General features: G+C 35.3%; 6 protein-coding genes. All 6 read left to right on the forward strand.

Going from position 1 to position 6,728, the window contains the following annotated elements; genetic code table 11:
- The coding region (locus IBX42_RS10640; protein ID WP_294932738.1) for a DapH/DapD/GlmU-related protein at positions 1 to 470 on the forward strand (470 nt) is incomplete at its 5' end.
- Between the two features lie 94 nt (positions 471 to 564).
- Complete coding sequence (locus tag IBX42_RS10645; RefSeq protein WP_294932740.1) at positions 565 to 1,641, forward strand: DUF2157 domain-containing protein; 1,077 nt, start codon at positions 565 to 567, stop codon at positions 1,639 to 1,641.
- The gene (locus IBX42_RS10650; RefSeq protein WP_294932742.1) at positions 1,638 to 2,456 is read left to right on the forward strand and encodes a DUF4824 family protein; all 819 of its coding nucleotides are present in this window, start codon (positions 1,638 to 1,640) and stop codon (positions 2,454 to 2,456) included. The genes IBX42_RS10645 and IBX42_RS10650 overlap by 4 nt, the downstream gene beginning before the upstream one ends.
- 67 nt (positions 2,457 to 2,523) lie before the next feature.
- Positions 2,524 to 3,642, forward strand: coding sequence for a DNA repair exonuclease (locus IBX42_RS10655; RefSeq protein ID WP_294932744.1), 1,119 nt, complete (start codon positions 2,524 to 2,526; stop codon positions 3,640 to 3,642).
- Positions 3,629 to 5,998, forward strand: coding sequence for an SMC family ATPase (locus tag IBX42_RS10660; RefSeq protein WP_294932746.1), 2,370 nt, complete (start codon positions 3,629 to 3,631; stop codon positions 5,996 to 5,998). Before IBX42_RS10655 ends, IBX42_RS10660 begins: the two co-directional genes overlap by 14 nt.
- A 16-nt stretch (positions 5,999 to 6,014) precedes the next feature.
- Positions 6,015 to 6,539, forward strand: coding sequence for a hypothetical protein (locus IBX42_RS10665; RefSeq protein WP_294932748.1), 525 nt, complete (start codon positions 6,015 to 6,017; stop codon positions 6,537 to 6,539).
- Positions 6,540 to 6,728: the final 189 nt, after the last annotated feature.

Here is a 6,728-nt window from a genome sequence, read left to right on the forward strand (position 1 = left end):
CGGGAAGTTCTAAAATAATCAACTCTCACATAAAAGCGCACAGCGTTGTTGAAGATAGCATAGTTAAAAACTCCGATGTTGGTCCCTTGGCACATCTGCGCCCTGCATCAATGCTTGAAGATTCACATGTGGGAAACTTTGTAGAAGTTAAAAAATCGACTCTCAAAGGCGTAAAAGCCGGTCACCTTAGCTATATAGGCGATGCAACGGTTGGTGAGGGGACAAATATAGGCGCGGGCGTTATTACATGTAACTACGACGGAATCAAAAAGTATGAAACAATCATCGGTAAAAACGTATTCATTGGAAGCGACAGCCAGCTTGTTGCACCCGTAACTATTGAAGACAATGTTATAATAGCCGCAGGTACAACCGTTACAAGCGGCAGAGTCGAGAGCGGCGCTTTGGCGATAAGCAGAACAAAGCTAAGAACGATAGAGAATTTTTACCATAAGTTTTTTAAGAAATAATTATGGTAAAAAAGGACATATACTGAAAATATAGTAAAGTTCAGGAATTATTCGATACTATTTAATAATTTTTTTTGTTAATTAGGATTTATATATGAGTACGACATCGACTCTTAGAGCACAACAAAGGGCTGATCAGATTAGGTCATTTCAAGCAGAACTTGAAATATTAAAAGATACGGATGTAATTTCGCTTACCGCTGAACAAAATGAAAAAATAGCCAAATACCACCAAAATCTTTTATCAAACTACTCTTTAGAGTTTGACATAGATACAACTAAAAATGAAAAACAACTTAGTCTTGGTATGAAAATAGTCTCATTTTTAGCGGCTCTTGGATTAGCATTTAGTATATTGTTTCTATTCTTGCAATTTTGGGGTGACTTTAAAGAAACTACACAGGTTTTCATACTTATTTCTACTCTGACTATTTTACTTTTCTTTACGTATTACCTATCAAATAAACAAAACAAAGATTACTATACAAAAATCGCAGCTCTGCTAACTTTTACTGCATTTGTATTAAATATATCTATGATCGCTCAAATATTCAACATTACACCTTCACTAAACGCTTCTTTAGTATTCTCACTGTTTGCATTTTTACTGGCTTACGCTTTAAACGCTAGACTGCTTTTAGGCGTAGGAATTATATTCTTTTCATTTTTTTTATCAGCAAAAGTTGGAGTTTGGGGCGGAGCGTACTGGATTAACTTTTCAAATTATCCTGAAAACTTTTTTCCGGTTGCTTTAGTTCTATTTTTACTCTCTTTTATAAATCATTCCAAATACACAAACTTTGATGTTATTTACAGATATTTTTCTATGTTTTTATTTTTCTTGCCTGTATTAATCCTGTCAAATAATGGCTCAATAAGTTATATAAATCTAGCTGAAAACTCAATAGAGGGCTTCTACCAAGTCATAGGATTTGCTTTTAGTGCCTTTGCTATATATGTTGGAATAAAAAAAGGTCTATCGGAAGTTACAAATATGGGGAATGTATTTTTTGTTATTTTTCTATACACAAAGTTTTTTAACTGGTGGTGGAGTTGGATGCCAAAATATATTTTCTTTCTAATCATAGGCTTAAGTGCCGTTTTCATACTTATGATACTCAAAAGAGTTAGAAACGAGTTGTTAAAAAGTACAAAGGAGAATCTATTATGAAAATATCTAAATTCTCCTCTAAGCTTTTTGCATCAGCTTTTGCATTGTTAGTTATTACCAACGTGGTTATACTTCTGGGTGTTTATATCAATAGATCAAGCGAAACGACATCAGAGGTAACATTAACACAAAGAGAACTTCAACCACCGAGTTCTATACGAAAAGAGAACAACAGTGTATCTCTTAGACTTATATACAGAACTGCAAATAATTTAAATCGTTCACATCAAGATAATTTTCTCAACATCGATAAATTAAAAGAGTTAGGCTTTGATACAGATAAATATTTGTACTCTAAAGATGGGATAAGAACACCAACCAAGGAGCTCTTTATCGTATTGGAAAATGATGGTAAATTATATAATAAATCTTTAAAATCAGCAGAAGCAGCATTAATGGAAAAAGAGGCTTTATACAATGCTAATAAAGACGACAAGAAAAAGCAAGGAGATTATAAGAATGCCAAAAACAATTTTACTCGTGAACAAATATCACAATCAAGACTTTTTGCTATCGATGCAGGTTTAGAGTATGAAGGATTAAGACAGAAGTATCCAAACAAAACAAATTATCTCATAGTTAAAGGAGTTGTGGGGTTAGTTAAATATTATAAAGAAAAAACCTTGTACGGTTACATACAACGACTTAATGTTCAAACTATTCATTTGCCTTATAAATTTAAATATCTTTTAAAAGACATCGAACCAATAAATAGTCATAATAACACGCGAAACACCTCTTTACAATACAAGATAGAAGTAAAGTATGGAAGCAGATATGAACCTTTCATTACTTCTGTAAAAAGAATATATTAATTTATAGAAACTTTACTCAAACATTAGTTATCATAATCCTAATTTTTTTGTTGAATTAGGATTTTTTTTGAAAATATTACATTTTAGCGACACCCACGTGGGTTTTAACGACTTAGACATCTTAAATGATGAAAACATAAACCAGAGAGAAGCGGACTTTTACGACGCTTTTTCTCAGGTCGTAGAGCAGATAAAAGAGATAAAGCCCGATTATATTATCCATACCGGCGATCTGTTTCACCGCTCAAGTCCCTCAAACCGTGCTATTACCTTTGCGCTGGAACAGTTCAAAATCATAGACTCTTTAAATATTCCTTTTATTCTCATTGCTGGAAACCACTCAACGCCTAGAACAAACCTGAGCTCGCCCATACTCAAAATCTTTGAAAACTTTAAAAACATACATGTAGCTTACAATCAAGAGTATAAAAAGATAGAGTTCGAACATATAATATTTCACGCCCTGCCCCACATGAACGACGAGACAAAGGCGCTCTCACAGATAGAACTTTGCGAATCACAAATTGATAAAAGCAAAAAGAACATTATGATGATGCACTGCTCCGTGGGTGCGACCTACCTTATGAACGAGTTTGGCGAGTGGGTCTATCCGAGCGAAAAAGAGTACATCTTTAAGATGATGGACTATGTTGCTCTTGGGCATTGGCACGGTTTTGGAAGAGTCGGCAAACATGGAAATGTCTACTACAGCGGCTCGACCGAGAGAACAAGCTTAAACGACAAAAGAAACTCAAAAGGCTTTGCAGAGATAAGCCTCTACGATGAACTGCAAGTAGAGTACAAAGAGATAAAAATCCGTCCAATAATTCTAAAAGAGATCGATTGCGAAGATTATGAAAACTCAGTCTCAAGCATTGATAAAAGTGATGTAAAAGATGCGATAGTCGAGGTTAGACTCATAAACTTAACAGTTTTACAATCCATCGACATTCAAAATTCAGAGATAAAAAAGCTCTTCTGGGATGCCATGAGCATATCGGTAAAGCGAGAGTTTAAACATGTTAGAAGTGAGACGGCGATGATGGAAGCCGAAGCCGTCTCACTAGAGGAGTTTTTTCTAGAGCATGTAAAAGAGGAAGCGAGTACGCAGGAGTATGAGAGGCTGAAGTTTAAAATTCAAGAGCTCTTTGCTCACTATGAGGAGGTTTGCGATGATACTCTCTAGACTTCACTTAGAAAATTTTAAAAAATACACCACTAAGACAATAGAGTTTGGCGAGGGTCTCATAGGCATCATCGGCAAAAACGGAAGCGGAAAATCAACTATCTTTGAGGCGATACTCTTCGCACTTTACGGAGAGGCAAAAAACAGAGGAAACAAAGAGCTGCTGCGAAATGCAAACGCAAACGAAAAAGAGGCAGTGGTTGTAGAACTTGAATTTGAGATTGAGGCTGTTTTATACAAAGTTGCACGTGAATTTCGCGGCAAAGCCATGAGTGCAAACGCAAAGTTTTACAAAAACGGCGAGTTGACTACAAGCGGAGCGAAAGAAGTAACATCTGCCATAGTCAGACTTACAAAAATGAGCAAAGACGCTTTTATGCACACGCTTTTCGCTTCCCAAAAAGAGCTTACTAGTCTAAGTACTCTTAAACCGGAAGAGCGAAAAAAGATGATAAGAAAGCTTCTGGGACTTGAAAAAATAGACTTTGTAGAAAAAGAGCTGGTTGAAAAAAGCAGGGAGCTAAAACGGGAGATAGAAGCGTTTAGGGAGGTGCTTTTAGGCAAAGATGAGATAAAGCAAAAAGAGGAGCAGATAAAGAGCGATGAAGCCGCAAAAGAAGCTCTTGCAAAAGAGGTGCTTAGTAAAACCCAAGAGCTTGAACATATAAAACTCAGAGAACAGGGCATCAAAAAAGAGCTTGAACTTCTCGCAAAGACAAAAGAGCAAAAACAGAAGCTTTTCTCAGAGCTGGAACTTGCCAAAAATTCAAAAAGTTCAGAGATTTTAAACCAAGTAAAATTATCCGCAGAGCTTCATCAACTCGAACACAAACAAGAAGAACTTAAAAAACTCGAACCTCTAAAAGCAGAGTATGGGGCACTTCAAGAGCAGATAAAAGAGCAGGAAAAACTGCGAGAGTTTCATCTCAAAAAAGAAGGAATTTTAAAAGAGCAAGCTCAACTTAGAGAACAATACACAAAATGCAAAATAGACATAGATGCGCTTGAGAAAGCATGTGAGGGATATGAAGAGTTTGTACTAAATGCCAAAAACTTAGAGCAAAATATCGCAGTTTTGCAAGAGAGCATAAGTGACAAACACACCATTGAAAACGAGATAAAAGCGGAGACGACAGCAGAGCAGAAACAGATAGACATGACAAACGCCAAAATCGCGAAACTCCATGAACTCGGAAGCGAGGGAGCATGTCCTACATGTACAAGACCGCTTTTAGAGGAGTATGACAATGTCATAAATTCGCTTGTCGATGCGATAAAAGATACTCATCAAAAGAAGATAACAGAGTACCAAAAACAGCTCCAAAACGTAACTGCTCAAAAAGCCGCATTTGAAGCGCAAAAGAAGGAAAAAGAGAAAGAGTTTTTAGAGCTGACGAAAAATATAAACATCATACAAAGCAAGCTTAAAGACCTCAAAACAGCGAAAGAACATTTTGTACATGTAGAACAAAAAGGCATCAAAAACAAAGAGGAACTTCAAGAGCTTGCGACGTATAGTTATGATGAAAAAGTGCATGAAAGAGTTAAAAATTCGCTAACGTCGATAGAGCCGCAGTACAAACATGCGCTCAGCCTTGAAACCGAGCTAAAAAGGCTTGTTCTAGTGAAGTCGGATTTGTTACAAGTAAATCAAAAAATAGAAGAGTTAAAAGCCGTAGTACAAAACAAAGAGGCTGAGTTTAAAAGCGTCATCTACGACGATGTGAAGCATAAACATCAGCTTCAAGAGCATGAGAGCATACTCAAAACCATCGAATCAAAAACGGCATCTTTACATGAGATAAAAGTGAAAATCGCAAATATAGAAGGCGAGATAAAAACAGTCAAAAACTCACTCCAAAACAACGAAATACAGCTAAAAAAAGTCCAAACCAAAAAAGATGATTTAGTTGACTACGAAAAGATCAAAACAAGCCTCTCAGAGTTCAAAACTCGCCTAAACTCTAAAGTCGCACCGCGCATCTCAAGCATTGCCTCAGAGATGTACTCTCAAATCACAAAAGGCAAATACCAACACATAGAAGTAAGCAACGACTTCGACTTTTTTATCTACGACGAGGGCAAAAAGTACCCGATAGAGCGCTTTAGCGGCGGAGAGGTTGACTTGGCAAACTTGGTTCTACGCATAGCCATCTCTAAAACTCTCACGGAACTCAGCGGAGCAAGCTCCATAGGATTCTTGGCATTTGATGAAGTTTTTGGAAGTCAGGACGAGAGCCGAAGAATGGAGATACTTGAGGCTTTCCACACCATCAAAGAGCAGTACAGACAGATATTTCTCATAAGCCATGAGATGGAGATAAAAGAGATGTTTGAGCGGGTTGTGGAACTTTAAATTGAAAGGCATATTAATGAAAAAAACTCTTCAAGAAATAGATAAAGAACAGAAAATGAGAGAAAGCATTTACTTTAACATGCAGCTATTATCATATAGGTTGGAGAAATTGAAATCTATTAATACTATGGAAAAAGTCAACCAGTTTGAATTTCTAACATATTTTGATGCCTCATTAGTTTCAATAAGAGCATTATTTCTAGAAAATGATAAAAAATCATTTTCATTGGTAAATTTTTTTGAAAAAACTAATAATGAAATAAGTCTAAAGCTACTTTATGACCTGCTAGATTCTTCATTTAATGCGCAAGATGAAGAAAATAAAATAAACGGTGAAAAATATATAACTTTAAAGGATGCTTTGAAACTATTAACCGATAAATTTATTTGTCATCATGATAAAAACAGTAATATAAAAATTGGTAATGCTAATTATATTATGTCGATTTTATCGAATAAACATCATAAACACTATCTTGCAAACATTTTAGAAAGAATATTTAGTATATATTCCGATGCCTTGCTAAATACAAAAAATTGACTTTAAGATTGGTAGTCAAAAAATACAACAATAAAAACCATTTCAAAATGCCATATTTTAAACAAGCTTTCTATTTTTGAATATACTCAAGCATATTTTTTATTAGGAAAAATTATGCACAAATCTACATGTAAATTGACAAAAGTTAACTTCTATGTTAACATATTGCTATGAAAGAAATTATCTTTT

Origin of the sequence: Sulfurimonas sp. (genome assembly GCF_014859695.1) — a bacterium.
GTDB lineage: Bacteria > Campylobacterota > Campylobacteria > Campylobacterales > Sulfurimonadaceae > Sulfurimonas.

Excerpts from the sequence above, each read along its gene's own strand:
- IBX42_RS10645 (WP_294932740.1), top strand. The coding sequence starts at position 565 with ATGAGTACGACATCGACTCTTAGAGCACAACAAAGGGCTGATCAGATT.
- IBX42_RS10650 (WP_294932742.1), top strand. The coding sequence starts at position 1,638 with ATGAAAATATCTAAATTCTCCTCTAAGCTTTTTGCATCAGCTTTTGCA.
- IBX42_RS10660 (WP_294932746.1), top strand. The coding sequence starts at position 3,629 with ATGATACTCTCTAGACTTCACTTAGAAAATTTTAAAAAATACACCACT.
- IBX42_RS10665 (WP_294932748.1), top strand. The coding sequence starts at position 6,015 with ATGAAAAAAACTCTTCAAGAAATAGATAAAGAACAGAAAATGAGAGAA.